Source organism: Thermoactinomyces sp. CICC 10521, from assembly GCF_016055135.1.
Classification (GTDB): Bacteria; Bacillota; Bacilli; order Thermoactinomycetales; family Thermoactinomycetaceae; genus Thermoactinomyces_A; species Thermoactinomyces_A daqus.
Window position 1 is genome coordinate 56,897 of the sequence record NZ_JAECVZ010000007.1, and the last position, 25,104, is coordinate 82,000.

Annotated in this window: 27 protein-coding genes; 11 read left to right on the forward strand and 16 right to left on the reverse strand. The window is 50.1% G+C overall.

Translation table 11 applies throughout. The features are described 5' to 3' along the window. Positions 1-168: 168 nt before the first annotated feature. The 6 genes from clpC to I8U17_RS07095 all read right to left on the reverse strand — a co-directional run bounded on the left by clpC (position 169) and on the right by I8U17_RS07095 (position 6,475). Positions 169-2,610, reverse strand: coding sequence for an ATP-dependent protease ATP-binding subunit ClpC (clpC, locus tag I8U17_RS07070; RefSeq protein ID WP_232330954.1), 2,442 nt, complete (start codon positions 2,608-2,610; stop codon positions 169-171). A 166-nt stretch (positions 2,611-2,776) separates the two neighbouring features. After that, positions 2,777-3,874, reverse strand: a complete 1,098-nt coding sequence (gene mcsB, locus I8U17_RS07075; protein ID WP_033100643.1) for a protein-arginine kinase McsB — start codon at positions 3,872-3,874, stop codon at positions 2,777-2,779. Positions 3,875-3,887: 13 nt separating this feature from the next. Next, entirely contained in the window at positions 3,888-4,409 is a 522-nt protein-coding gene (gene mcsA, locus I8U17_RS07080) for a protein-arginine kinase activator protein McsA (RefSeq protein WP_033100644.1), read from the reverse strand. 6 nt (positions 4,410-4,415) lie between these two features. Continuing rightward, entirely contained in the window at positions 4,416-4,883 is a 468-nt protein-coding gene (locus I8U17_RS07085) for a CtsR family transcriptional regulator (RefSeq protein WP_033100645.1), read from the reverse strand. A 120-nt stretch (positions 4,884-5,003) separates the two neighbouring features. Beyond that, positions 5,004-5,693 carry an MgtC/SapB family protein gene (locus I8U17_RS07090; RefSeq protein WP_198056011.1) on the reverse strand — a complete coding sequence of 230 codons (690 nt, stop codon included), beginning with the start codon at positions 5,691-5,693 and terminating at the stop codon, positions 5,004-5,006. A gap of 125 nt (positions 5,694-5,818) precedes the next feature. Then, positions 5,819-6,475, reverse strand: a complete 657-nt coding sequence (locus I8U17_RS07095; RefSeq protein ID WP_370589221.1) for an HAD family hydrolase — start codon at positions 6,473-6,475, stop codon at positions 5,819-5,821. Positions 6,476-6,681: 206 nt separating this feature from the next. Between I8U17_RS07095 and I8U17_RS07100 the strand changes: the two genes are divergently transcribed. The 7 genes from I8U17_RS07100 to rbsK all read left to right on the forward strand — a co-directional run bounded on the left by I8U17_RS07100 (position 6,682) and on the right by rbsK (position 12,211). Continuing rightward, a complete protein-coding gene (locus tag I8U17_RS07100; RefSeq protein WP_160173828.1) occupies positions 6,682-6,831 on the forward strand; it encodes a hypothetical protein in 150 nt (49 codons plus the stop codon). Positions 6,832-7,159: 328 nt separating this feature from the next. Continuing rightward, positions 7,160-8,020 (forward strand): ABC transporter ATP-binding protein, encoded by an 861-nt coding sequence (locus I8U17_RS07105; RefSeq protein WP_235281646.1) that lies wholly within the window; start codon positions 7,160-7,162, stop codon positions 8,018-8,020. Then, positions 8,004-8,813 carry an ABC transporter permease gene (locus I8U17_RS07110; protein ID WP_198056009.1) on the forward strand — a complete coding sequence of 270 codons (810 nt, stop codon included), beginning with the start codon at positions 8,004-8,006 and terminating at the stop codon, positions 8,811-8,813. Before I8U17_RS07105 ends, I8U17_RS07110 begins: the two co-directional genes overlap by 17 nt. A 185-nt stretch (positions 8,814-8,998) precedes the next feature. Beyond that, on the forward strand, positions 8,999-9,853 hold the full coding sequence (locus I8U17_RS07115; RefSeq protein ID WP_033100728.1) for a sensor histidine kinase: 855 nt from the start codon (positions 8,999-9,001) through the stop codon (positions 9,851-9,853). Beyond that, complete coding sequence (locus tag I8U17_RS07120) at positions 9,819-10,481, forward strand: response regulator (RefSeq protein WP_198059202.1); 663 nt, start codon at positions 9,819-9,821, stop codon at positions 10,479-10,481. Before I8U17_RS07115 ends, I8U17_RS07120 begins: the two co-directional genes overlap by 35 nt. A gap of 209 nt (positions 10,482-10,690) precedes the next feature. Further along, complete coding sequence (locus tag I8U17_RS07125) at positions 10,691-11,104, forward strand: FixH family protein (protein WP_033100649.1); 414 nt, start codon at positions 10,691-10,693, stop codon at positions 11,102-11,104. Positions 11,105-11,305: 201 nt separating this feature from the next. Further along, a complete protein-coding gene (rbsK, locus tag I8U17_RS07130) occupies positions 11,306-12,211 on the forward strand; it encodes a ribokinase (protein WP_198059203.1) in 906 nt (301 codons plus the stop codon). 17 nt (positions 12,212-12,228) lie between these two features. On the opposite strand, the gene I8U17_RS07135 is transcribed toward rbsK, so the two are convergent. From I8U17_RS07135 to I8U17_RS07165, 7 genes are all read right to left on the reverse strand, one after another. Further along, positions 12,229-13,335, reverse strand: a complete 1,107-nt coding sequence (locus tag I8U17_RS07135) for a site-2 protease family protein (protein WP_033100651.1) — start codon at positions 13,333-13,335, stop codon at positions 12,229-12,231. Positions 13,336-13,585: 250 nt separating this feature from the next. Then, the gene (locus I8U17_RS07140; protein WP_033100652.1) at positions 13,586-14,779 is read right to left on the reverse strand and encodes an ABC transporter permease; all 1,194 of its coding nucleotides are present in this window, start codon (positions 14,777-14,779) and stop codon (positions 13,586-13,588) included. Beyond that, on the reverse strand, positions 14,776-15,471 hold the full coding sequence (locus tag I8U17_RS07145; RefSeq protein ID WP_033100653.1) for an ABC transporter ATP-binding protein: 696 nt from the start codon (positions 15,469-15,471) through the stop codon (positions 14,776-14,778). The genes I8U17_RS07140 and I8U17_RS07145 overlap by 4 nt, the downstream gene beginning before the upstream one ends. Next, positions 15,468-16,349, reverse strand: coding sequence for an efflux RND transporter periplasmic adaptor subunit (locus tag I8U17_RS07150; protein WP_198059204.1), 882 nt, complete (start codon positions 16,347-16,349; stop codon positions 15,468-15,470). The genes I8U17_RS07145 and I8U17_RS07150 overlap by 4 nt, the downstream gene beginning before the upstream one ends. 36 nt (positions 16,350-16,385) lie before the next feature. After that, positions 16,386-17,069 (reverse strand): YknW family membrane protein, encoded by a 684-nt coding sequence (gene yknW / locus I8U17_RS07155; protein WP_033100655.1) that lies wholly within the window; start codon positions 17,067-17,069, stop codon positions 16,386-16,388. 327 nt (positions 17,070-17,396) lie between these two features. Further along, positions 17,397-18,182 (reverse strand): DUF169 domain-containing protein, encoded by a 786-nt coding sequence (locus I8U17_RS07160; RefSeq protein WP_198059205.1) that lies wholly within the window; start codon positions 18,180-18,182, stop codon positions 17,397-17,399. Positions 18,183-18,308: 126 nt separating this feature from the next. Continuing rightward, complete coding sequence (locus tag I8U17_RS07165; protein ID WP_033100658.1) at positions 18,309-19,046, reverse strand: protein kinase family protein; 738 nt, start codon at positions 19,044-19,046, stop codon at positions 18,309-18,311. Between the two features lie 166 nt (positions 19,047-19,212). Between I8U17_RS07165 and I8U17_RS07170 the strand changes: the two genes are divergently transcribed. The 3 genes from I8U17_RS07170 (at position 19,213) to I8U17_RS07180 (ending at position 21,596) form a co-directional block, all read left to right on the forward strand. Then, positions 19,213-20,508 carry an MFS transporter gene (locus I8U17_RS07170; protein ID WP_198056003.1) on the forward strand — a complete coding sequence of 432 codons (1,296 nt, stop codon included), beginning with the start codon at positions 19,213-19,215 and terminating at the stop codon, positions 20,506-20,508. 197 nt (positions 20,509-20,705) lie between these two features. Beyond that, on the forward strand, positions 20,706-21,032 hold the full coding sequence (locus I8U17_RS07175; RefSeq protein ID WP_198056002.1) for a hypothetical protein: 327 nt from the start codon (positions 20,706-20,708) through the stop codon (positions 21,030-21,032). A 27-nt stretch (positions 21,033-21,059) separates the two neighbouring features. Continuing rightward, positions 21,060-21,596 (forward strand): hypothetical protein, encoded by a 537-nt coding sequence (locus tag I8U17_RS07180; protein WP_198056001.1) that lies wholly within the window; start codon positions 21,060-21,062, stop codon positions 21,594-21,596. A 44-nt stretch (positions 21,597-21,640) separates the two neighbouring features. Here the strand turns inward: I8U17_RS07180 and I8U17_RS07185 are convergent, their stop codons facing one another. The 3 genes from I8U17_RS07185 to I8U17_RS07195 all read right to left on the reverse strand — a co-directional run bounded on the left by I8U17_RS07185 (position 21,641) and on the right by I8U17_RS07195 (position 24,151). Next, positions 21,641-22,330 (reverse strand): hypothetical protein, encoded by a 690-nt coding sequence (locus I8U17_RS07185; RefSeq protein ID WP_198056000.1) that lies wholly within the window; start codon positions 22,328-22,330, stop codon positions 21,641-21,643. 50 nt (positions 22,331-22,380) lie between these two features. Next, positions 22,381-23,169: a hypothetical protein gene (locus tag I8U17_RS07190; RefSeq protein ID WP_198055999.1), complete on the reverse strand. Its 789-nt coding sequence runs from the start codon at positions 23,167-23,169 to the stop codon at positions 22,381-22,383. Positions 23,170-23,233: 64 nt separating this feature from the next. Further along, positions 23,234-24,151 carry a hypothetical protein gene (locus I8U17_RS07195; RefSeq protein ID WP_198059206.1) on the reverse strand — a complete coding sequence of 306 codons (918 nt, stop codon included), beginning with the start codon at positions 24,149-24,151 and terminating at the stop codon, positions 23,234-23,236. Between the two features lie 442 nt (positions 24,152-24,593). Here I8U17_RS07195 and I8U17_RS07200 point away from each other — a divergent pair, with 442 nt between their 5' ends. After that, a complete protein-coding gene (locus I8U17_RS07200; protein ID WP_198055997.1) occupies positions 24,594-25,097 on the forward strand; it encodes a GNAT family N-acetyltransferase in 504 nt (167 codons plus the stop codon). The last annotated feature ends 7 nt before the right edge of the window (positions 25,098-25,104 follow it).

Consider the following 25,104-nt stretch of genomic DNA (forward strand, 5'->3'; position numbering starts at 1 on the left):
TATGATCACAGCATTACTTCTTTCCCATTATAGCAAATCTTAAAAGAAATACACGTGAACATAAAGTGCAATTGTCAGGAAGACTTTAAAAAGCAAACGACAAAATTTTGACGAAAAGAAAAAAGACTGCTAAACCTCATTTGTTTAGCAGTCTGTGATGATCCCGGATCAGGTGGAAGATCTGGCCCCTTCTTTTTCTACCGTCAGCTGGCCGTCCCGGTAATCGATCACCACCGAATCTCCTTTTTGAATGTTGCCCCGCAGCAGCTCCTCGGACAGACGGTCCTCGATGTGTTTCTGGATTGCACGTCTCAACGGGCGGGCGCCGTATGACGGGTCAAAGCCTTCTTTTGCCAGATGTTTTTTCGCTTCGTCAGTCAGTTTGAAGTCGATATTTTGTTCATGGAGCCGTTTTCTCAGCTCTTCGACCATCAGCGAGACGATTTCCTGCAGATGCTCTTCTTTAAGCGGATGGAAGACAATCACATCGTCAATCCGGTTGAGAAACTCCGGCCGGAAGGTCTTTTTCAACTCTTCCATCACATTTTGTTTCATGTTCTCATAATCATCACGGGACGTGTCACCGACGGCAAAGCCGAGCCTTGCATTTTTCCGGATGGTCGAAGCCCCGACGTTGGAAGTCATGATGATGATCGTATTGCGGAAGTCGACCGTGCGCCCTTTTCCGTCGGTCAAGCGCCCGTCTTCCAGCACCTGAAGCAGGATGTTAAATACTTCGGGATGCGCTTTTTCAATCTCGTCAAACAAGACGACCGAATAAGGTTTGCGACGCACTTTTTCCGTCAGCTGCCCGCCTTCTTCGTATCCAACATATCCCGGAGGCGAACCGACCAGGCGGCTGGTGGAGTGTTTTTCCATATACTCGGACATATCGATGCGGATCATCGCATCTTCATCGCCGAACATCGCTTCGGCCAACGCACGCGCCAGCTCGGTTTTTCCAACCCCGGTAGGCCCGAGGAAGATAAAGGAACCGATCGGCCGTTTCGGATCTTTCAGTCCGGCACGGGCACGACGGATCGCCCGGGAAACCGACTTCACGGCCTCATCCTGTCCGATGACGCGGTTGTGCAGGATCGATTCCATGTTGAGCAAACGCTCAGACTCTTCTTGTGCCATTTTCTTCACCGGAATTCCCGTCCAGCTTGAAACGACTTCGGCAATATCATCAGCCGTCACTTCCGAGTCTGTTTTTCCTTGATCCTGTTTCCAGTTGTTGCGCGTAATCTGAATTTCCTCGCGCAGCTTTTGCTCTGTATCTCTCAGCGATGCCGCTTTTTCAAACTCCTGGCTCTGTACGGCCGCATCTTTTTCCTTTTTCACTTCTTCCAGTTTTTGTTCCAGTTTTTTCAGGTCCGGCGGAACCATATACGATTTCAAACGAACCTTGGATGCCGCCTCGTCGATCAAGTCAATCGCCTTGTCTGGCAGATACCGGTCAGTGATATACCGGTCGGAAAGCCTGACCGCCTGTTCGATGGCCGCATCGGTAATTTTCACGCGATGGTGCGCCTCATAGCGGTCGCGCAGTCCTTCCAAAATCAAAATCGCTTCCTCAATGCTCGGCTCATCGACGAGAATCGGTTGGAACCGCCGTTCGAGAGCTGCATCCTTCTCGATGTATTTCCGGTATTCATCAAGCGTGGTCGCCCCGATGCATTGCAATTCTCCGCGGGCAAGAGCCGGTTTCAAGATGTTGGAGGCATCAATTGCCCCTTCGGCTCCGCCTGCACCGATCAAGGTGTGCAATTCATCGATAAACAGGATGATATTCCCCGCTTGGCGGATTTCATCCATGATTTTTTTCAGACGGTCTTCAAACTCCCCGCGATATTTCGTGCCGGCGACCACCGTTCCCATGTCGAGCGTCATCACCCGTTTGCCGCGAAGCGTTTCCGGGATTTCCCCATCGACGATTCGCTGGGCCAATCCTTCTGCCACAGCCGTTTTCCCCACACCGGGCTCCCCGATCAGCACCGGGTTGTTTTTTGTCCGCCGCGACAAGACTTGAATCACGCGTTCAATTTCTTTGCTCCGCCCGATCACCGGATCAAGATTTCCGTCCCTGGCTGCTGCCGTCAGATCACGGGCAAGACTGTCCAGCGTCGGTGTATTGACGTTGGTGTGCGCACCCGGATGGGAAGAGAGTGCTTCGCTGCTGCCCAAAAGTTGCAGCACTTGTTGCCGTGCTTTGTTCAGGCTGACCCCCAGATTGTTGAGCACGCGCGCAGCGACGCCTTCTCCCTCACGGATCAACCCGAGCAGAATATGTTCCGTGCCGACATAGGTATGCCCCAGTTTGCGCGCTTCATCCATCGAAAGCTCAATCACCTTTTTGGCCCGGGGGGTATAGGCGATGTTTGTCGGTACCCCTTGGCCGCGCCCGATCAGGTTTTCCACTTCTTTTTGAATTTTATCCAGTCCCAGTCCCAGCGCGATCAACGCTTTGGCGGCAATCCCTTCGCCCTCGCGCACGAGACCGAGCAAAATGTGTTCTGTGCCAATATTGCCATGTCCAAGGCGAACCGCTTCTTCCTGTGCCAGAGCCAACACTTTTTGCGCCCGTTCGGTAAAACGGCCAAACATCATCTTCTCAGCACCTCACCTTTTCTGTGAAAGTGTGTTGAAAGAACCTTTGCCATGAAAATTTCTGCTCCGGAACGAAACCCGATCCCGACCCGCGCCTTTCGAGGCCGGCCGGCAATGGTTTCATCCCTGACCCGTTTTGTGAACAGTCCATCAACCAAAACGGTTTCTATGAGGGGTCAGGGCTTCCTCCTTTTCCTTTCTCAAGTGCAAGGCGTTCCCGAATCAATCTTGCCCGCCTGGTATCCCTCTGCTCCGCATTGAGGCGCTGACCGGCGTATTGTTGCAAAAAACCGGGTTGTGTCATCACCATCAGTTCATTCATGACATTGGCCGACACGCCGCGAATCAGTCCGAGATCAATGCCAAGCCTTACATCGGACAACCGTTTCATCGACTCCTTGGAATCGATAATCCGGGCATGAGCCAAAATCCCGTAGGAACGCTGCACGCGATCCTCCAGTTGAATCGGGGAAACTTCCTGCAATCGCTGTCTCGCCACATGCTCATGTTCGATCATCTGCTTGACAACTCCTTGCAGGTTGCTCAGAATCTCTTCTTCAGCAAGGCCGAGCGTTACCTGGTTGGATACCTGGTACAATTGTCCCAATGCCTCACTGCCTTCTCCGTAAATGCCCCGGACAGCCAGGCCGACCTGGGTAATCGCCGGCAACAGGCGATTCAACTGCTGCGTCATCGCAAGTGCGGGCAAATGCACCATCACTGAAGCGCGAATCCCGGTTCCGACATTGGTCGGGCAACTCGTCAGGTACCCCCGGCGGTCATCGAAGGCAAACGCAAGATGCCGCTCCAACCAGTCATCAATCTGGTTGGCCAGTTCCCATGCTTTTTCCAGTTGCAGTCCCGGAAAGAGCACCTGAATCCGAATATGATCTTCTTCGTTGATCATGATGCTGACTGACTCATCCTGGCTGAGAAGGACAGCACCATAACGCGATTCTTCAGCCAACATCGGACTGATCAGATGTTTTTCCACCAGCACCCGCTTCTCAAGATCGGTGAGATCTTGCATTCGCACCAGTTCGGCTCCCTGCAGGATGGGGTGAAGATCCTGTTCTTCCCTCCATGCCTGTTCCACCCTGCGGACAACCTCTTCTGCCTGCGATTGGGTACTGAGCATAGGAAAGGGAATCCCGACCAAGTTACGCGCGATCCGCACCCGGCTGCTAAACACGATATCAGATTGCGGACCCTTCACCCGCATCCATTCACTGATCGCATTTTGCATAAAATGTTCGAGCGACATGGAAGGTTCCTCCCTATTTCTCTAATCGTTCCTGAAGCGAGCGAATTTGGTCCCGCAGGCGGGCTGCTTCTTCAAACTCTTCCGCCTTCACTTTGATCGCCAACTGTTCTTTTAGTTTTTCCAATTGACGCTTTAACTTAAGCTCTCCTTTTGTCCGGGACGGTATTTTTCCCGCATGGTTTGCGTGACCGTGAATTCGCCGAAGCAGGGGATCGAGACGATCCTTGAACGTTTTATAACAATCGCCGCAGCCAAAGCGGCCGATTTTGCTGAATTGATTGTACGTCAGCCCGCAGGTGGGGCAACGCAGCGTCTGAGACGAGAACGATTCGTGCGTACCGGATGCAGGAGAATTATCAAAGTTTAAAAGTCCCGAGAGCAGCTGCTGAAAGGAGATTCCGCTGCTGAATCCCGGCATGCTTTCCCCTTTTTCTCCTGCACACACTTCGCAGAGGTGCATTTCGGTTTTATGACCATTGACGATCTTCGTGTAATGAATCGTAGCCGGCCGCTTTCCGCACTCAGGACAGAGCATCGGCCGTCACTCTCCTTTACTGAATAATGTAGTGATCAGGATTCGCATCATTTTCGCACGGATCTGGTCGCGAATCCGAACTGGGAGCTGAAGTGTTTCCCTGGAAATCAGGCGTTGCATCAGCATCGCTTCCCGTTGAGTCATCAGGTTCTTCTCCAGCAAATGGCTGATCACATGCTCCGCTGCCAACTGCGGAATGGCATCACCGATTTTTTCCAGCATCTCCTCGAAAATCTCCCGGCGGTTTTTATAACGGACTTTTTGAATTCGGATAAACCCGCCCCCGCCTCTTTTGCTTTCCACAATATACCCTTTTTCAATCGTGAAGCGGGTGCTGATCACATAATTGATCTGAGAGGGGACGCACTGAAACAAATCGGCCAGTTCACTGCGTTTGATCTCGATTACGCCATTTTCGCTTTCATTTAGAATGGATTTTAAATAGCGTTCGATTATGTCGGAAATACTGCTCATTCGAACGCCCTCCTGCTGACTTTGACTAACTTTGACCTTATGATTTTATTATAGATAAAAAACAAGAAATTGCCAAGCCTCTCTTCTCTATTTTAGAATTGACTTCGTTCGGCCCATTTATTACTCGAATCGTACCGATTTTACTCCTTCCAGCTCGCGCACCTCCTGAGCCAACAGGGGCGATTCGATCCGTTCCGGAAACCGGATGGTAAAGGTGATATTCAGACACCGTTCACCATCATCCTCTTCCTGGATATCGACTTTGCGGATACTTCCGCCTCTGTCTGCGATCATCGAGGCGATTTCGCCGAGCATCCCGGGTTCATCCGCTACCCTAATATGAAGGATATGCAGATGGCGCTTTTTAATCCAAACCGATTCGAGACGGTTGAGCAGTTCGAGGCTGACCAGTACCAGAAGTGTGGTTAAAATCGCCCCGAACAAAAAGCCGGCACCCACCGCCAGGCCAATGCCGGAAACCACCCACAGGGAAGCCGCAGTGGTAAGCCCGGTGACCGAGGCACGGTGGCGCAAAATCGTCCCCGCACCCAAAAAGCCGATGCCACTTACTACCTGGGCAGCTAGGCGCGCCGGGTCAATCCGAACATTGGCCTCTTTCACAAAATCGGAAAATCCGTAGATCGAGATCAGCATAATCAGCGCCGAACCCAGACTGACGAGAATATGGGTGCGAAATCCCGCCGGATGATTGTTCCGCTCTCGCTCCCATCCGACCACTCCCCCCAGCATGCCCGCCAAAAACAGGCGCAGGGCCACCTCAAACCAGGAGATTTCCCATATGCTTTGCATACCATGTTCGCCTCCCCGGCCGCTTTTTCCGTGAAAGTGATCAAGCCGGGTCAGGGCCCCACTCCAGACTTCCATCGTTCCTGATGGCCAGTCCTGCGGGACACTGTGACCCTCTTCAATCTTTCTTAAGCGAGATCGAGCATTTGCGCAAACGAAGAAATCAAGTGATCCGCCCCCGCCAATTCATCCCGGGAGCCAAACTGGGGAAAACCGCTGTAGCGGCAGCCGACCGTGACAAGCCCATTTTGCTTGCCAGCCTCCACATCGGAACTTCGGTCCCCGACCATCATCCCGTCTGTAACCTGATGCTGTTCTTTTAAAAGTGAGACCAAATCCACTTTGCTTTTCGTTTTATACTCTCCTGCGGAATAAATTCCCGTAAACAAGGAAGTTAAATCCCCGGATTCCAGTACGCCGCGGACATAGGGCCCCACCCCGTTGCTGGCGATAAATAAAGCGTATCCCCGTTCTTTTAATGCATGGAGTGTTTCTTTCACCCCGGGATAAAATTCCCCGCGGTGCCTGCCGATCAGCTCAAGCTCAAAACCGAGCATCATCCGGTCGGCTTTTTCCCTGATTTCTTTCGTCGCATCGGGCAGTAATGTCTGCCAGAGTTCATCATGGGTCATGCCGAAAACAGACTTGATTTTGTCTTCAGTCGGCATCTCTTCCCGGTAAAGCCCTTCCTCCTTTAAAACGCGAAACGTTTCAAGAAAAGCGGGGAGTCCCACTTTTTCCGATTGAAATAAAGTACCGTCAAGATCGAAGATGATCGCTTTCACCTGAATCCCTTCTTTCTATTGAAAATCATTCCCTATTTTAGCGCGAATCATCGCGATTGGCGATTTTCCCGCCGACTCCCCGGTTCAGAATAAAGAACAAAATAATAATTGACAAAATATTGTCCAAAAATATAAAATACTTCTATGAAGCGACTGAATTGTCGTTTCCCCATTCCATCCATCTTTTTGAAAGGAGGTCGTCAGCCATGATGTTGCTCATCGCTTTTGCATCCAACGGGATTCGTATGCCCATTTTCACCCTTGTGCCCGCAATGAACGGCAGCGGCAACATTTATCATGGCAAAATTCCATATTCATCCCCGTGCGGCGGCCTCAGTGAAAAAAAGGTGGATTAGGAATCTGACTGCAAAAATCACCACAGGGCTCCACACGGATACCTGTGGTTTTTATATTTGCGTTGAAAACCACAGGTCTGCTCCGTTCCTGTGGTCTTTTTTTTGCTTTGATTAACAAAAAAAGGAGTCGATGTGAGATGTTGGTCAATTTTTGGTTGATCGAAGGGCCCCGTTCATACCGGGAGAGCATTATCAACGACAAGATACGAGGCTTCTCATGGAAACGGCAGCTTTTCTTCTTTTATTATTAATCGCCCGGGCGGGAACGGGTCCTCATCCCGTCACGTCAACAAGTTCAATCCCTTGGGAGTGATTTCGATTGCTTACTGTGAATGAGGAAAAGAAAACAGAGAACCATTCCTCAGCGAGCCAAGTTGCGGTGGAATGCCGGGACGTCTGCAAATCATTTTATGAAGAAATAAAAGACAGCCGTTCATGGAAAAACCTGTTTCTGGGAAAGAAGCGGGAAGTGAAAGCCGTTCATCAAATCTCCTTTCAGATTCGCAGGAACGAGGTGTTCGGTTTGCTCGGCCCAAACGGCTCCGGCAAATCAACCCTGATCCGCCTTCTGTCCACCCTTCTGTTCCCGGACCGGGGCCAGCTGACCATCTTCGGACACGATGTCGTCCGCGACCAGCGTCAAGTTCGCCGCTTCATCAATCGCGTTTCCGTTGAGGCGTCCTTTTTCAAAAAGTTATCCGCGATTGAAAACTTGCGGTACGCCGCCCGGATCTACGGATTAAACACAAGCGAGGGAGAGAGAAAAGCGCTCTCTATCTTGCGGCGCCTCGGCATGAACGAAGACAAGGCGCAAACATCGCTGGAAAACCTCTCCCGCGGGATGCAGCAAAAAGTGGCCATCGCCCGCGCATTGATGACTTCACCCACCCTCCTGCTGCTGGATGAACCGACAACCGGGCTCGATCCCAAATCAAAACGGGATGTGCAGGAGTACGTGGAGGAAGTGATGGAGACGCACGATGCGACGATAATTTTGACTACACATGATATGGATGAGGCTGAACGGTTATGCGACCGCATCGCCATCATCGATCACGGCAAAATTGTCGCCATGGATACGGCGGAGGGACTGAAAAAACAGATCGGAACCGCTTCTATGGAAGAAGTTTTTTTCCGTTTTACCGGAAAATCATGGGAGGATGTTTTGGCCGATGAAAATACAGAATGAATTAAACGCCATGTATGCCTTTGTCGAAAGAAGCTTCAACCTGGTCCGGCGCTACATCACATGGGAGATCGTCTTCGTTTTTTACAACATCGTCAATGCATTGACCATCGGGCTGATCGGCACGACCATCAAAAACCAGGAGCAACGGGCCGAGATGATTCTCTATCTCGTGATCGGCGCTCTCTTCTGGGGTTTTATGTCCGTTTTATTTGAAGAAGTCTCGAACTCCATCACATGGGAACGTTGGGAAGGAACGATCGAATATACGTTTATGGCACCCATTCGCCGCATTACCCATCTGACGGGGATGTGCCTGTTCGCCATCCTTTACGGATTGGCCCGTACTGCGATCGTTCTCGTTGCCGTAGCCTCCTTTTTTGATTTTTCCCTGCAAAAGGCAAATCTGATCGGCGCCCTGCTCGTCCTGGCGGTCGCCAGCCCTGCGTTTATCGGATTGGGCTTGATCGCAGCCGTCCTGCCGTTGCTCTCGCCGGAGCGGGGAGCTCAAGCCACACATATCATTCAGGGGATTATCCTCCTCGTCTCCGGTGTCTACTACGATGTGAGCGTCCTGCCTGCTTGGCTGCAACCGCTCGCCTATCTGTCACCGGGAACCTATGCGCTCCAGGCAGTGAGAAAAGCGATCCTTGACGGGGCGGCGATCACCAGTCTCTGGCCCGATCTCCTCGCCCTGATCGGCATCGGGATGATCTTAATCCCGCTGGGGCTATTTGTTTTCTCCACTGCAGAAAAATATGCGATGCGCACCGGCAAACTAAAGAGAAACGGGTAAATCTGAGTTTCACCGTATTGGCGCTTTCGCCTGTAGCGACCCGCTTTCAAAAATCCCTCCATTTTATTCAGTCACAACTTGAAATAAACCGGGTTCATTTGACAAAATGGCAGAATTCGGTCTTTAATAACCCCAAACCATTTTCCGTTTGGGGTTTCTTTGCGAAAAAGGAGGGACGACCCATTTTGTCCTATAAACAAATCAAATGGCTGATCCTCATCATCCCCACACTGGTAACAGGAGTGTGGGAATACGTCCGCCATCAGTTTCTGCTGCCCGTCATCTCCATGCAATTCGGAAATTATCTGACACCGGTGCTGGTTTTTGCCGTGACCATCACCCTGCTTTACCGCCTGTTTGCCATCTATGAAAACATGCAGGAAGAACTGAAAAAGGAACGGGAGGAAAAAGCGGTCTTCAAAGAGCGGGAACGGATCGCCCGCGAGCTTCATGACGGAATCGCCCAAACCCTGTTTCTCTGCTCGGTCAAACTGAACCGGTTGCGGGAAAAGTACCCGGATGCCGATCTGGTCAGCGTCGATCAACACCTGCGCCAGATCCACGATGATGTGCGTCAGGCGATCTTCAATGTCAAAACGGCCTCATCCCTCCCGTCACAAGTCTGGCAAAAGCAGTTGGAAACGTGGTTTCACCTGTTTGAAACGGATACCGGTATTGCCGTCCGTAAGAAAATCGATCTTGAGGAGAGCAGGTTGTCCCCCAAAGAGAAGATCGAGTTGTTCGCCTGCATCCGGGAGGCATTTACCAATATCCGCAAACATTCGGGAGCCCGTCAGGTTGATTGCCGTCTCTCCTCCTGCCCGGGCGGCTGGAAGCTGGTGATTGAAGATGACGGAAAGGGATTTTGTGGCGATCCCTTCGCCTCCCCGACCAGCTTCGGCCTGAAGATCATGCAGGAGCGGGCCCGGCAAATCGGGGCAGTACTCTCCTTTACCCGAGAGCAGGAAAAAACGAAACTGATCATTCAAAAGGAGGGCGGGGAAATTGGAATCCCGTTGCCGTATCCTGATAGGAGATGACCATGATCACGCCCGCGAAGCGATGCGCATCATTCTTGAGGAAGATTCCCGTTTTCAAATCGTCGGGGAAGCCAAAACAGGGCAAGAGGTGATCCGTCTGGCGGAAGAATTGATGCCGGATATGATATTAATGGATATTAACATGCCCGGTCCGAGCGGTTTGGAAGCGACACGTGTGATCAAAGAGAAATTTCCCTACATCAAAATTGTGATGGTCACCGTTTCCGATGACGCGTCCGACCTGTTTGCAGCACTGAAACAAGGGGCACAGGGATATCTGCTGAAAAATTTAAATCCGTCGCTCTGGCTCACCTACTTGCGTTCCATTGCAGCGGATGAGACCCCGATGCCAAAAGAGGTCGCCAGACGAATCCTCCAGGAGTTTACAACACCGTACTCCCCTTCCGAGGAGCCCGGCCACGCCCTGACGCCGCGGGAGCAGGAGATTCTCACCCTGGTCGCACAAGGACTCACCAATCGGGACATTGCCGCAACTTGTTCCATCTCCGAATATACGGTAAAAAATCACCTGAAAAACATCATGCAAAAACTGCATCTGCAAAACAGGGTGCAACTGACGAGATATGCACTGAAAAGAGGCTTTTTGCGCTCCCGGCCCGGTGAATAAAACATTTCGGTCTTTTTGGCGCAACAATGGGATGAGACTCTGAACAAACGCGCGAGGAAGTCAGGCCCCTGACCGGCCTGCAACCAACTCTCACAGATAAAATAGCCCCAAAGAGGGATAGTATAAGCAAGGAGCTTTGTTAAGATGAATTTGTATCCTTCCGGCAACCATGCACGTTTTGCTGATGAAAAAGGAGGCCGTATGCCAAAATGGGGATGAAACGCCGTGTGATCGGACTGGCGGGAATCATCATGCTGCTGATTTCCGTAACCGCATGCAATCAGGCAGGCAGCAAACCGCATCATGAAGCGAATACGCCGACTCCGATTCAACTTAAAATCTCCTTCCAGTCCGATCCCAACCATCCACAGGCCAATCAGGCAACGCAGCTCAGCGCCAGTGTCCAGTCAAATACCGCTCCGGTAAAAAATGCGAAAGTGGAGCTGGAAGTGTGGAAAGAAGGAGAAAAACATCAAGTGCTTCCCACCACACAGACAAAAGCTGGCGTATACAGCACCAAACACACTTTTCCGCAAACAGGAACCTACCAGGTGATTGTCCATGTAACCACGCCCAACATTCACCAGATGATCATGGGAAAAGTCAACGTGGGTCGTTCTTAGCCCCTTTTTCCGCAATCAATCGTTTGGTAAAATAACCTGAAGATGGGCAATTGCCATAACATCTGAGCTAATTCCACTTCAATCGGGAGGAGTCTTTTTGAAGCAAAGACTCCTCCCGTTCATTCACCGCCTGCCCATGGCATCGCAGTTGATTCATGACCGTTTTCCCCACAACACCCAAAAGATAAGGATGGAACCCGTATGAATCAAGGCAAAATCGTGGTTATCGGAAGCATGAGCATGGATCTGGTCGTCACTTCACCAAAGCGTCCTCTTGCCGGAGAAACCGTCATCGGCGAGGAACTTCATATTGTGCCCGGAGGAAAAGGAGCCAACCAGGCGGTTGCCGCCAGACGGGCCGGAGCAGAGGTGGAAATGGTCGGAGCGGTGGGAAACGACCAGTTTGGCCGCATGGTGCGCGAAAATTTCCGCAAGGAAGGGGTATCGATCACCCATCTGAAACAGCTTCCTGGCACGAGCACCGGAACTGCCCACATCGTGCTTGCCGAGGGAGACAACAGCATCGTCATTGTCCAGGGAGCCAACAAAGAAGTGACCCCGGAGCAGGTCGAGGAAGCAAGCGAGCTCCTGTTATCCGCCTCCATCGTACTCATGCAATTGGAAATCCCCTTGGAAACAGTCTGTTATGCAGCGAATTTGTGTAAACAGCATAACATCCCGGTCATTTTAAACCCGGCTCCGGCAAACGCTTTGCCGCCATCGTTGATTGAACAGGTGACTTTTCTCACACCGAATGAACACGAATGCCGCACCTTGTTCGGGGAACAGGCAGAGGTGGAAGCGATTCTGCGCAAATATCCCAATAAATTGATCCTAACTGAAGGGGAGAAAGGAGTACGTTACTTTGATGGGGAAAAAATCAGCCGCATCCCCGCTCTGTCCGTCAAGGTAACCGATACGACCGGAGCCGGAGACACTTTCAACGGCGTATTAGCCGTCGCCTTGGCCAAAGGATTGTCATTGGAAGAAGCGATTCGGCACGCCTGTGCCGCCGCCAGCCTGTCGGTCACCAAGCTCGGTGCACAAGGCGGGATGCCTGCATGGGATGAAATCAAAAAAGCACTTCAATCACGAAATGAAATATAACCTCCTTCCCTTTTGCTTCAACTGACCTGACCGGGTACCAGCAAGCCGGACCGGCTCAACTGAATCATCATAAAGACGAGAAAGAGTGCCAGCCCGAAATAGGCGATGCCATACAGCCAGCGTATTTTTGCCGGAACACGATAGTACTCATCATCACTTTGCAACCCGCCGACCGGGTCCTGGATCATTTTTACCCGGATCACCATACGGACATCAGGATGATGCGGGGACGGGGAGGATGTGCTGACCAGTTCAGCCCCGGTCACCTCACCCGGGCATATAAACCGCAAAATCGTCCCAATCCCGGGAAACTCCACTTCGGCGAAATGTTCCTGTGTCTCAACCGTACAGTACTGGCGATAGGGAAGAGAACGGCGATGCGCTTCACCCGGAATCCAAATGCCCGATTGCTCAAAACGGGAACGTTCCACATTTGCCTGCATGTAAACATCCTTTTCCTTTCTCCGGCGTTTCCCTCGACGCAGGTGGGACCACAACTCCAGGACGAAGAGGATATAGATGAAGACCAGCAACAAGCTTTTAAGATAGATAATCAGCACCAGCCCGAAAACCAGTCCCGCCACCCACAGCCATCTCGTCACGGCGATGACAATCCGCCCGCCATCCAAAGGGTGAATGGGAAGCAGATTAAATAAATTAATAAAAAATCCGATGTAAGCGATGGCAAGCAAGATTGGATTATGCCACCAAATCCCCAGACAGTAGCAGGCAAATGCTCCCACTGTTCCCAACAACGGCCCGCCCAGGGCAATAAACGCTTCCGTTTCCGCATCGCTCGGCTGTTTCTTCATCGTGATCAAAGCACCCAAAAAAGGAATAAACGCCGGGGCGGAAACAGGCAACCCCCGCTGCTTGGCAGCAAGTACATGTCCCATCTCATGGATAAAAATCATCAGAACCAACCCGACGGCGATGCGAATCGGAAAAAAGAGGGCGTATCCGCCGATGGAGACCAACATGGAAATCAACGTACCGCCAAACTTCCCGAATTTCAAGAGCGGCAACAGCGCTTTCAGCTTTCCGAGCAAACTCATCAGAACCACACCGATCCAACCCAGCCAGGAAACAAATCGGTTCTTCTTTTTTGGATTCTCCTGATCCACTGCAAGGGCCTCCTTGTTGTTTATGTCGCGCTTTCTCCATTCGCAGTCAACCCTGCCAAAGAAACACCACTCCCCCGTTTTCAATAACTTATTTCCCGTGTTACCCCTATTCTATGACGAAACAAATCAAAAATAAAAAATATGCCGCATTTGTTTTACCGGGCCGTAACGGCAATCGGCCCGGCGTTATTCCTTCATATTTCACAACCGGTCGCCGGCCGGCTTACCGTCGCGGTCATCTCAATCGGTTTTACTCATACCGCAAACATTCGATCGGATGAAGACGGGCCGCTTTGTTTGCCGGAAGAATACCGAAGACGATGCCGAATACCATCGAGAACAAAAGGCCGCCGATGGCAACGGGCAACGAGACAGAAGCCGGCCACAGCCCGATCGCCTCCATTCCTCCCGCAACAGCGGCACCGAGCAAGATGCCGATGGCCCCGCCGATGAGGGACAAGGTAATCGATTCGACCAGAAACTGCATCAGGATATTGTTCCTGCTCGCCCCCAACGCTTTGCGAATGCCGATCTCCCTCGTTCGTTCCGTTACGGAAACAAGCATGATGTTCATAACCCCGATTCCGCCGACCAGCAGGGAGATTCCTCCAATGCTGCCGATGACGATCGTCATGATTCTCGCAATCTGGGTGATCCCCTGCGTCAGCTGTTCCAGATTTTGAACCTCATATCCATCCGTCTTATTATGGTTGCGGTTGAGAATGTTTACTGCTTCTTTCCCCGCTCTCTCCATCTGATCCGCTTGACTTACCTGCAAAGTCACTTGGTCAATTTTCAATTTTCCAAATACGACGCGCCAGGTTTGTGCAGGCAGATAAACCTCCGGGGTCTGGAGCAATCCCTGAATTCCTTCTGCTTTGTCCAGCACTCCGATCACTTTTAACGGTTGCCCTTTGATGCGGACAATTTGCCCAAGCGCAGACTGGCTGGGAAAAAGCTTTCTGGCCACGACATCGGACAAGATCACGCCGCCGCTTGAACTGTTAAAATCGCTCTCATAAAACAAACGCCCCTTGTCCACTTTTGCCCCGTTGGAGATTAAATGGGAATTTCTGTTAATCCCGAAGACGATCGCTCCGTCCACTTTATGATCGCGATACCGGATCGTCGCCGTATCATAGCTGTAGGACAGCACCTGACGCACCTCGGGAATCCGCTTCAGTTCCTCAATGTCTCCCTGGGTGAATATCTGTTCATCACCGGGAAGATCAAGATAGCTTTGATCCCGTTTGGGAACGAGGTTAATCGTATTTTTTGAACCGGCGAACTGCTCGGTCAATTGATCGGTTCCGCCTTGTCCGATGGAGACGATAATCATCACCGAGGCCACTCCGATGATAATCCCCAGCATGGTCAGGACAGAGCGCAATTTATGGGCCAGAATCGAGTCAAGGGCCATTCTGAAATGTTCCGCCAGTTTCATGTTGCCGCTCCTCTCACAGGGCTCATCCGTTCTTTTAACAGTTGTCCGTCGCGAATATAGACGATCCGTTCCGCCCTCTTGGCAACCTCCGCATCATGGGTGATCATCACGATGGTTCGCCCTTCCTTATGCAATTCCGCAAACAAATCCAAAATGACCTGACCTGACTTCGTGTCCAGCGCCCCGGTCGGCTCATCGGCCAAAAGGATTAAAGGTTCGTTAACCAACGCCCGCGCAATCGCCACCCGTTGTTGCTGCCCTCCCGAAAGTTCCGACGGCCGGTGATCTTTGCGTTCTTCCAGTCCTACCTTTCTCAGGGCCGCCACCGCTCTTTTCATCCTCTCCTCTCTGGAAACGCCGGCATAAATGAGGGGCAATTCGACATTTCGCCGGGCGGACATGCGCGGCAACAACTGGAACTGTTGAAACACAAACCCGATGGTGCGGTTGCGAATGGCCGCCAGTCCTTTATCATCTTCGGCCAACACATTTTTGCCGTTAAGAGTATAACTTCCCCCGGTAGGCCGGTCCAAACAGCCAATAATATTCATCAGCGTTGATTTCCCCGAACCCGAAGGCCCCATGATTGCGAGAAACTCGCCTTGTTTAACCGACAAATCGATATCCCGCAGCACCGGGATCACCTGGCTGCCGATCCGGTAAGATTTATGTATCCCCTTGAGCTCAATCATTTCAGCTTCACTTCCATTCCGGAACTCAGCTCTTTCGGCGGTTGGGCAATCACCTGATCCTTCGGCGTAATTCCGGACAGAATCTCGGTTGTCTGCTCGCTCGTTTTCCCGACGTGAACCTCTTTTTCCACCGCTTTGCCATCTTTCACGACATAGACGATTTTGCGATCCCCTTTGTCCACGACGGCAGATGACGGGATTCCCATTACTTTTTGGCTGCCCGTCATGATCTCCACAATCAGCTTGGTACCAAGCTTAAAGGGAACCGGCTCCGTCAACTTGATATCGACCGGGTAATTCACCTGGGAATCGGCATTATCCACGCCTGATTTTTCCTGCGGCATCAACCCCACTCTTTCCACCCGGCCGGACCATTTTTTCTCTGGTATGGCATCGGAAGTGAGCGTTACTTTTTGTCCCGGTTTTACTTTTAAAATATCGTAATCGGAGATGGCGGCTTCCACTTTTAAATGATCGAGATCCGCCACCACGACAAGCGGTTCGGTTCCTGCTCCGCCTGACACAATATTATCAACTGCCCGCACCACCGTTCCATTCAATTTGCTCGTCACATAGCGCTGCGCTCCGTTTTCATATTCGACGAGTCGGTCACCCCTTTTCACTTTCTCCCCCGGCTCGACCAGGATTTTCTTCACATCTCCGCGCTCCGGCTGCTGATAAACCGTCTGTTCACGCTCTGACATCATGGTTCCGGAGGTGGTAAAGGTTTGCGTAAGGGTAAGCGGCTTCAAGTTGACAACGGAAAGGGGAACATCCGCTTGCGCCTGATTCATCACCGCCACAGTGACTAAAACGGCCAGAAGCAAAACCGTCCCCAGGCCAATCCATCCTTTTTTTCGATCGATCCTTACTCTCATCCAAACTCATTCCTCCACATTTGATCTTTCTGTTGTTCATGAGGCGGCCAAAATGACGTTCAAGAGCAGGTCAGCGAGAAAAAACAGGAGCGAAATCAACCACGCCTGTCTCTTGGACAAGCCGGCAATCTCACGAATTCCGCCCGCATATAAAACCAAAGCCCAGATGGTAAACACTTCGATGGCGGACAGCAAGCCTTTCAACACCCCTGAAGCAGGTATGATGCCAGCCAGGCTGGTGACCGGTATTCTCGGGTCCAGTCCAAAACCCGCCACGCCGAGCACATTCAACGCGAGTGACAAGGCGTAGAGAACAGAGAGGTGAAGGTGGAAAGAAAAAAGGGAACGAAACTGGACAATCCGGCTGAACAACCTGATCGTCAGCCAGGCAATCCCGGTGGAGAGAAGCAGGGCCGAGAGATAGGCGAGCCAAGCTGCTGCCACGCTGGCTGCGATGAAAAGCGGCTTCAATGATTGGGCATCAAGCACGGGGGCACTCATGGTCAAGCGAATCCACTCATCGGACAAGTAAGGGTGATTCAAATAAAAATCCGCTTTAAATCCCACCAAAACGGCAAAAATCACCATCATCAGCGTCAGCGGAGCCCATACCAGCGGCGTTTGGCGAATCAGGGCATATTGTTTCCCGGGATTGACAAGCATTCCGAGCAAGCTCGGTTTCTCCTCCTCTTTGGTTGCAAACCCCAGATTTGGTTTCATCCGGCCCCTTCCTCCTTTACCTCCCATTCCCATTTTTCTCACTATTACATTAACACAGCTTGCCACCTGTTGTGGTAAAAATTTTTTGTTTTTTTACACATGGACTCCCGTTCGAATTCCAACGCTCTTTCTTTCATGGAAAACACAACTCTGTCTTTTCGGCACAACCCGGGGATCAACTTGAGCCCGGAAGGGAGGGTTCCCTCCGGAAAATATGAAAGATTCCTCAGAAAAAAGCCGTGCTGAATCAGCGCCGGCCCGGTTTGCAAAAAAAGCGGGATGCAATGCCCTGATCCGAAAAAGCACCGCATCCCGCCTGCTTGATTTTCAGGTGGTTTCATTCTCCATCTCTTTCCACATCTGATTCATCCTCTCATAGGTGGCCGGAAACGCGGCTTCATAGCGCAAAAAAGTGGGAATGGGATAGCGGACGCCACCCTTGTGGGTACCGGCAAGCCCCTCGGCGATTTCCTGCGCCCAAGCATACGGAAACGAAAATGCCATCTCTTGATCGTGCGTTTGCCCAAACACCCGGTCCCCGTAACACGGAAGAATCACTTGCGGTTCCCCTGTCTGTTTGGTGCGGACAACGATATCGGCACAATCGGCCCGCGCGCTGAAATGAGATGTTAACGAGCCTCCCCGTTTATACAGCGCTGCAGCAACCAGACGCATCACTTGCGCCGAATTGCCATAGACAAGCACCAAATCCGGTTCATGGCCGATTCGGGCAAGCGGACCGACCACAACCGTGCCCCGCTCCGCTTCGGAAAACTTCGGGACGGCAGCCTCGGCGTTTCTTCCCGCTTCCATCGTTTCCGTATACATTCCGCAGGCGAGCGTTCCTTCTTCATAATAGGGCAAACTCTCCTTAAAACCGAAGGCGACTTTGGCGATGGGACACGAAAGGTCTTCATCCCCCATGGCGAGGCTCCAACCATACCGTCGGGACATCGTGATCGCCTGGCAAATGGTCAAGGTCACTCCGAAGTCGCGAAAGGGTCGTTTCCATTTTCCTTCCGGCAGCTTTTCTTTTACGACCGTGATCCCCAGGGGAAATGTATCCGGACGCACGTATTTCTCAATCGTTTCTGCCAGTTTTGCCATTTCCATTCCGGCCACTCTCCTATCCCATGCATTTATCTTATAATTCCATTTTATCAGATCATTCTTTGCCGGATCGCAGAAAAATGCCGGCATTGATTAAACGATGCCGGCAACCAGCATACGAGATGGAGATCAAGCCAGCCAATTCAGCAGACGGGCATACTCCTCGATCCGGGGGCGCTTTCCCATGTCAAACGAAAAGGAACGCATCACCAATTCGTTTAATTCAGGCGGACAATCGCGGCGAACCGTTGAAAGGGGTGTAATCGTCAATCCTTGCCCCATCGGATTGTTTCCTGTCAAAATCTGATAGATAAGCACTCCCAATGTATACGAATCGTACAGCATATCCCTTTCTTGGTCAGGTGAGTAAAGGGAGAAGTCCATTCCCACCCCTTTGGGCAAAAAACCGAGTCTTCCCCCGTATAAAAAACGAAGGGATCTGTCAGTGGTTAACACCATGTTTTGGGGATGGACCAGTGTAAATTGCCTTTGATCATACAGCCGGCGCAGATGATTCACGATCCTCCGAATCAACCGCAGCCCTTCAGAAAACGGAAGTGGAGAACATCTGCTCAAGTGATGTGCGAGCAGCGTGCCTTCCATCCGGTGAAATACCTGGTACAACACATCCTCTTCCACAAATGCGTCCCGAACCGGGAAAAATACAATTTCATCACGATGGAAAACCGACTCAACACGAATGCGGTCCCGGACCGGTTCTATGTCCAATGCATGAATGAAGCGGGTTGCAACATCACCGCTGTCAAGGCGAAGCTCTGTGAAATAAAGGGTTCCGATGACAAACGGAAACGCCTTTACCACACGGTATGTACCTTTAATCCACTCTCCTTGTGTCTTTGGCTTCATTTCCCCTTCCCCTTTTTCACACCTACTACGCTTCATTCTATCACGATCATGGCAGAGAGAGTAGTCAACCGCCAAAATCGCCAAATCGCATGCAAACCGGAAAATCCGTATGATACACTTATAAATGAGGCAATCAATTTAGACAATTCAGATATGGAGGACCCCTATGGACAAAAAAATCATTCGCTCCTGGGCGATGTATGACTGGGCCAACTCTGCTTTTTCCACCACCATTCTGGCCACCGTCATGCCCATTTTTTACTCGGGCGTGGCCGGCAAGAACCTGGGCCCGACCACGGCAACGGCATACTGGGGCTATACCCAATCCGTCTCACTCTTTCTCATCGTCCTCCTTTCCCCGGTGCTCGGCGCCATCGCTGATGCCGGTAAAGGAAAGAAAGGTTTTTTGCGTTTTTTCACTGCCCTGGGCGCTGTCTCTTCAATTCTGATGGCCACGATCGGGGAAGGAGAATGGCTGTGGGCTTCGATACTCGTCCTCATCGGCTCTCTCGCCTTTGCCGGCGCAACCACTTTTTACGATGCCTTTCTCACGGATGTTGCTCCCGAAGCCAGTCGGGATCAGGTTTCCACCACCGGCTATGCCTACGGTTACATCGGCGGAGGCTTGTTGCTGGCCCTCAACCTCGCACTCATCCAATTCCACGACCGCTTTTTCCTGACAAAGCTGGCCGCCACGCAACTTTCCTTCCTCAGTGTCGGCATCTGGTGGTGGGTCTTCTCTCTTCCCTTGTTCCGTCATGTCAGGGAACGCGCACCTAAGAAACCCGTTCCCCCGATGCTCATTCTTGCCAAAACCGGAGTCCGGCGGGTATGGACCAGCCTCACCCAGGTGCGAAAATACCCCGAACTGCTCAAATTCCTCATCGCCTTCTGGTTTTTTAACGACGGCATCAACACGATCATCAAGATGGCAACCATCTATGGCACGGAAATCGGGATCGGTCAAACCGACCTCATCGCTGCACTCCTCATCACCCAATTCGTCGGGATTCCCTGCACCTTCCTGTTCGGAAACATCGCCAGGCGCATCGGCGGCAAACCGGCTCTGATTGTCACCCTGATCTGCTACCTGCTCATCGTCATTTTGGGATACTTTATGAAGAACGCGGTTCATTTCTATTTGCTGGCCGTTTTCGTCGGCTTCGTTCAAGGAGGCAGCCAGGCCCTTTCCCGCTCCCTGTTCAGCCTGCTCGTCCCTGTTCATAAGAATGCCGAGTTCTTCGGCTTTTACGGCTTGTGTGGGAAATTCTCCGCCATCTTCGGCCCCGCCGTCTTCGGTCTTGTCGGTCAACTCACCGGTTCCAGCCGAAACGGCATTGCCTCGCTCGCCCTCTTTTTCATCATCGGTATCATCCTGCTGCTGGTGGTCGATCTGGAAAAAGGAAAGAGGCAGGCACTCGCTGATGAAAAAGCGTCCGGTGCGGAGACAGGCACCGCGTAAAACAAAGAAAGAGGGTTTCCCGCAAGGACCTGTCCCTCCGGCGGCGAAACCCCGTTATCAAACAATAAACAATTACATATTTTATAAATTTTACAATTATACATTGACAAATGGCCATGACCTTGTTACGCTTGCCATTGAGTTTCCAGCACGAACCAATACTTATTTGCGAAGACAAATCAGTCAGGAGGAGACAAATGCCAAAAAGATTGCTTAGAGCATTCTTGTATGCGTTCTCTATTTCTCTTGTCATGTTAATCGCACTATTAATGCGTTTGAAAGCTGATACGGAGTTTGTTAATTTCATGCTGCCTTGGGGCCTGTCCTACGCCTTTATTGTCATTTTTGTCCTGTATCTGTTTTTCACATCAAATGTGATGAAAAAATTGATAAACTTCGTCAATTCCTGGGCGGCAGATTTTGCATTTTGGAAAATGAGCATTCTTGTTATCTGTATATTTATTGGCATCTTCATTTTTGCTACTGTGATCATCATCATACCCATCGCCATTTCTACAATATGAGTCTCGCTTAGGACAGGATGATTGGACATGGAGATCATCGAAACCATCGCTTTATCCCTCTTATTTCTCGTTATTGCGATTGCTATTTTTTTTGCTTTTTATTCCGCCTTCCAGGATTTCTGGGCCAAAAGAAAAGAGCTGAAAACATTTTTAAAAGATGCCGTGATCTTGGAAGCGACAGTGGTTGAGGTAAAAAGGGTGAAATTGGATCAACCGGTCTATGTCGGCAGGTTCAAAACCCCCGTATGGGAGATTGAATCACCGGTTCTTTGTTTCGTTGATCCGGAGGGAAATGAGTCGATTTGGGATACATCCGATCCAAAAGATCGTTACACTTTTTTTAATAAAAGGCAGTTTTACATCGGTGTATCTGACTTAACTCCCCCCGTGCCCGGCGATAAAAAGAAAATTTACTATAACCGCCGAACTGGGGAGAAATGCTTCTACTACCGCTATGGGATCACTCTCTTTGGCTTCAGTCTTGGATTCGCCCTTTTATTATTGCTCGGCCTCATTACCCTGCTATTGCTGATCAGCTCCTTCTCTCTGCTATTTAACGGCTAACGGGAGGATAATCTCCCTCCCGTTTTGTTGACTTTATGCTTTCTTTACCATTCCCATTTGTTCGTAATCCCCGCCCAATCGCGGAAATAAAAGGTTGTTACACCGGTCACATAGGGGACGAACAGCATGTTAAACAAGATTTGCGCCACACCGTAAACGAGCAATGTTCCGGTCAATTCCACGGCGATGAACTGAAACAGCAGATTAACAATCAGTGTTATGATCATCAGGAGGACAGAGATCCCCAGAATCGGAAAAAACTTTGCTTTGCCAATGGAGAACGCTCTTTTCCAAGCGGTGAACCAGCGGTGTTTTTCGATCACAGCAACATAAGGAAAATTCATGAACCAGACCATTAAAACAATTCCCGGAATAATAAACAACATCGACCCAAAAGCAACCAAAAATGCCGTAATCGCCCCGATCACATAAACGGGAAAAAGATTTTCAAAAAAGGTGGAGTAAACTTCCCCATAAGTGGGCCGCTCCTGGTTCATCCACTCATTGGCCATGTAAATAAAGGGAATCTCGATGACAAACATAAAAGTAAGGGAGATGATATACTGCGGAATTCTCATGAGAAACGGAACTCCCAGCGCAAGGTTATAAGCAGTCATAAAGGTGGACAAAAAGTCGGACAACAACAATAGCGGCAGTGTCGTCGTCAACGCCAGCACCAATATCGCCACAAAATTTCTTTTATAAAAAGAAAATCCATCCAAGAAGTATCTCATGAATCCGATCACCCATCTGTTAAGCATATTTCTGTCAGATTTAATGTTCCTTAATCCGGATTTCTCAATTTGGTCAATGCTTTTTGGAATTCTTCTTCATCCTCATGCAATTTCTCCCCATCCAAAAATCTCCTTTTCGACAACTCAAAATCCTTGCGGTCTTTTTCTTTTATCTCGTCAGTCAGAAGCTGACCATGATAAAAAGACAACAGCAACGCGCTCATCCATTTTCGGTACTGTCGAAGATAATCAATTACCTTTTTCCGATCCTCATAAGTTTGCATCTGAATATAGTTTTGATTAAAAAAGGCCTTGCCGATTTTAAATTGGTATTCCTGCATCTCTTCGTATAATGTCAATGTCAATACTCCATCTTGGATTCCTTTCTCGATAAACTTTGTCATTTCTCCTGTAACGTTTCTGGCCAGCTCCTGCTCTTTTAGCATCGTCTGCGTCATCTCCAGAAAACGATCAAGAGAAACCTGATAATCGGTCTCTTTGATGTTTTCAGTCGACTTCTTCAATTTCAACAGGAGATTTCGTGCCATTTTGGTCAAGGTTAATTTCCTTTTAGACGCTTTGAGAAAAAAAGTTCGATAGACCTGGGCTATATGGGAAACCCCAGCTGCTATTAATAGATGCTCATCAAGCCCATTTCTCGAAGGAAGCATTCCGTTCTCGTCGATAATTATATAACCTACTACATCATTCCCACGATGATAAGATGCACCATAGTAGCGTTGATTTTGCACCAGAATAAGCTCTGGTAAGATATTATAATATTCCCCTTGTTGTTTATGCTGTTCAATAACGGACTGGATATGTTTTGGAGTTGCCATTGCCATCCCCCACTTTCAGGAAATATTCAGCAACAATCGGGTGAAAAACCCGACTGTTGCCCGTTTAGAAAGGCCATAACTTCTTGGCAACACTCTTGACAGCACCTACCGCAGATTTGGCTATCTTTTTACCAACATCCGTATGCTTAAGAATAGTAGACGCTCCCCAAACAATTCCACCGCCCACGGCCATTCCTACTGCCAAAGGCGGACATGCTGCAGCAAATGGAGCTGCCGCCATCGCCATATTCCCCAGGCCCCCAATGCCGTTCCAAAAACCATCAGACTGATCTTGACTGCCTGCCTGGGCCGTAAAAGCTTTGGCAAATCCGCTTCCCGATTCAATCGCGGAAAAGCCGATCCCCACGACGCCCCCTACTTTTCCAAGGACAGAGGGTGCTTCCACATTTGATAATAAACCGAGTGCATTTTTTACATTACCACCTAAACCACTAAACCCTGCACCAGTAAAAGTTCTAGCCGCCTGAGCAAGATTACTCCATTTAACTGCTTGACCCGCTGTAATCGCGTGATCAAGACCATCCCAAGCATCCAGCCATGCGTTATCAAATTTGACTCCCAGAGAATCCCGGGTAATCGCAGATGCTAACAGATAAACTTTGGAAGAAATCGATAACTTCCCGCTCATAGTCAGGGGGTTTCCTGAAACGCTGGGCAATTCATTAAATATTTCTTCCAATGTTTGAGCTTTGGCTGCCCAAAGATCACCAAGTGCCACTTTTGTAATTTTGTATGTTTCCGAATCCGCGGTCTTGCCGTACAGATCCCACACTCCAGGCTTTGAAGACGGCGGTTTCTGCGCTTTTACCTCCGACTTGTTTATCGACTGTTGCGGGGCCGGCTTCGGACCTTCCTTCGGCTTATCAAAATGGTCACTCACATGGGGAACGGAGATCCCTCCCGCTTCTGCATAAACAATGCCTTGTCCAAATGAAATGCCGACTCCAACCACTGCGATCAAAAAAGCCATGATCCATCGATAGATGCTGTTTCGCATACTGATCGTTACGGAAAACAGGTGATGCCGGGATCATGCTCCGGTTCTTCCAAAGCCATGATGCCATTTCCCTCCCTCTCCATTGCCTTCCGTAACCGGTTCACCGTCCTTTCTCCCTGATGTTCAACACATGATGAAAAACCGGCCGGAAAAGAAGACAAACTTCATCCTTCGGCCTCTCTTCTCAGGAAAATTCCTCCATTTCACTGAAAATTCACCGACATGAAGTTCAATCCTTCCCGCAATATGTATTAGAGTGTTACTATAGATTACATGGTAAAATTATACCTTTATTAAGTATTATTTATAATATTCATTCTAGTGAATTTTGTGTCCAAATCCGTAAATTTGTCCCATTTATTCATAACTGATCTTAATCGATTAACTTCCGGAGGGGAGTCAATTAATGGAAAACGTTGTAATTCGGGATGCAACCATCGAGGACTTGACACGAATTGTTGAAATTTATAATGCCACGATTGCCGGAAGGATGGTAACCGCAGACACCCAACCGGTGACGGTGAAGAGCAGGGAAAAATGGTTTTATGAACACTCGGCAGACTCCCGTCCCTTGTGGATGCTGGAATATCAGGGGGAGGTATGCGGTTGGCTCAGTTTTCAATCGTTCTATGGCCGGCCCGCTTATCAAAGTACGGCGGAAATCAGTATTTATCTGAGCGAAAAGGCAAGAGGAAAGGGACTTGGATACCATTTTTTAAAAAAAGCGATTGAAAGCTGCCCCCGTCTCGGAATCAAGACCTTGCTGGGGTTTATCTTTGCCCATAATGAACCCAGTTTAAGGTTGTTCGCCAAATTTGGCTTTGAACGGTGGGGATATCTGCCGAAGGTGGCCGAACTGGACGAAGTGGAGCGCGATTTGGTGATCATGGGCAAAAGGGTTATGAACTGAGAATAAA

Coding starts and splice junctions, on each gene's coding strand:
- I8U17_RS07175 (WP_198056002.1), top strand. CDS start 20,706: ATGCCAAAAAGATTGCTTAGAGCATTCTTGTATGCGTTCTCTATTTCT.
- yknW (WP_033100655.1), bottom strand. CDS start 17,069: ATGAAACCAAATCTGGGGTTTGCAACCAAAGAGGAGGAGAAACCGAGC.
- I8U17_RS07200 (WP_198055997.1), top strand. CDS start 24,594: ATGGAAAACGTTGTAATTCGGGATGCAACCATCGAGGACTTGACACGA.
- rbsK (WP_198059203.1), top strand. CDS start 11,306: ATGAATCAAGGCAAAATCGTGGTTATCGGAAGCATGAGCATGGATCTG.
- mcsB (WP_033100643.1), bottom strand. CDS start 3,874: ATGTCGCTCGAACATTTTATGCAAAATGCGATCAGTGAATGGATGCGG.
- I8U17_RS07165 (WP_033100658.1), bottom strand. CDS start 19,046: ATGAAGCCAAAGACACAAGGAGAGTGGATTAAAGGTACATACCGTGTG.
- I8U17_RS07100 (WP_160173828.1), top strand. CDS start 6,682: ATGATGTTGCTCATCGCTTTTGCATCCAACGGGATTCGTATGCCCATT.
- I8U17_RS07180 (WP_198056001.1), top strand. CDS start 21,060: ATGGAGATCATCGAAACCATCGCTTTATCCCTCTTATTTCTCGTTATT.
- I8U17_RS07145 (WP_033100653.1), bottom strand. CDS start 15,471: ATGATTGAGCTCAAGGGGATACATAAATCTTACCGGATCGGCAGCCAG.
- mcsA (WP_033100644.1), bottom strand. CDS start 4,409: ATGCTCTGTCCTGAGTGCGGAAAGCGGCCGGCTACGATTCATTACACG.
- I8U17_RS07150 (WP_198059204.1), bottom strand. CDS start 16,349: ATGAGAGTAAGGATCGATCGAAAAAAAGGATGGATTGGCCTGGGGACG.
- I8U17_RS07110 (WP_198056009.1), top strand. CDS start 8,004: ATGAAAATACAGAATGAATTAAACGCCATGTATGCCTTTGTCGAAAGA.
- I8U17_RS07190 (WP_198055999.1), bottom strand. CDS start 23,169: ATGGCAACTCCAAAACATATCCAGTCCGTTATTGAACAGCATAAACAA.
- I8U17_RS07085 (WP_033100645.1), bottom strand. CDS start 4,883: ATGAGCAGTATTTCCGACATAATCGAACGCTATTTAAAATCCATTCTA.
- clpC (WP_232330954.1), bottom strand. CDS start 2,610: ATGATGTTTGGCCGTTTTACCGAACGGGCGCAAAAAGTGTTGGCTCTG.
- I8U17_RS07090 (WP_198056011.1), bottom strand. CDS start 5,693: ATGCAAAGCATATGGGAAATCTCCTGGTTTGAGGTGGCCCTGCGCCTG.
- I8U17_RS07160 (WP_198059205.1), bottom strand. CDS start 18,182: ATGGAAATGGCAAAACTGGCAGAAACGATTGAGAAATACGTGCGTCCG.
- I8U17_RS07185 (WP_198056000.1), bottom strand. CDS start 22,330: ATGAGATACTTCTTGGATGGATTTTCTTTTTATAAAAGAAATTTTGTG.
- I8U17_RS07140 (WP_033100652.1), bottom strand. CDS start 14,779: ATGAAACTGGCGGAACATTTCAGAATGGCCCTTGACTCGATTCTGGCC.
- I8U17_RS07170 (WP_198056003.1), top strand. CDS start 19,213: ATGGACAAAAAAATCATTCGCTCCTGGGCGATGTATGACTGGGCCAAC.
- I8U17_RS07125 (WP_033100649.1), top strand. CDS start 10,691: ATGGGGATGAAACGCCGTGTGATCGGACTGGCGGGAATCATCATGCTG.